Raw genomic sequence first — 509 nt, 5'->3', positions numbered from 1 at the left:
CAACTGCCCCGCAGCGAGTTCTTCACATTCCCTATCATCGTGTTTACCCAGTTGAATGCCGGATGATCCAGCAAATCAAGGTTGCCCCCGGTGACAACACCCAGGTGCTCACAATTGGCCTCCTTGACCGCTTTGAAACAGGCCAATCCATCGGATATCACCGCGCTACCACTAGCAAGATGCCGTTTTGCCCAATCAGCAATGACGTTGGTTTTGAAACCATCGACCACCGTCATCCGCATCTTGATTGGATGCCCTTCCTTGTTCAGGGCTACTGCTGCCACAAACGGCGTCTTGCCTGCCGCGCCGCGACCTCGTTTGCCACCACGGCGCTCTCCACCCCAGTAGACATCATCGAGCTGAATGATGCCGCTGATGGGCTGCTTGTCATCGGACTCTTTCATGGCTTGCAGCAGCTTGTGCTTGAGCATCCAGGCGGTGTCATATTTGACGTCCAACTGGCGCTTTAGCTCCATCGCTGACAAGCCAGTTTTGGTCTGTGACAGCAG

At 54.8% G+C, this 509-nt stretch carries 1 pseudogene; it reads right to left on the bottom strand.

Annotated features, from left to right (window positions below):
- A pseudogene (locus MUW49_RS18120) lies at positions 1–509 on the bottom strand (IS1595-like element ISAeca5 family transposase); the annotation flags it as partial.

It is taken from the genome of Aeromonas sp. LsrichE-8G (assembly GCF_022869435.1).
Taxonomy (GTDB): Bacteria; Pseudomonadota; Gammaproteobacteria; order Enterobacterales; family Aeromonadaceae; genus Aeromonas; species Aeromonas caviae.
The sequence above is the reverse complement of the archived record's forward strand: the minus strand, read 5'-3'. Positions and strand labels throughout refer to the sequence as shown.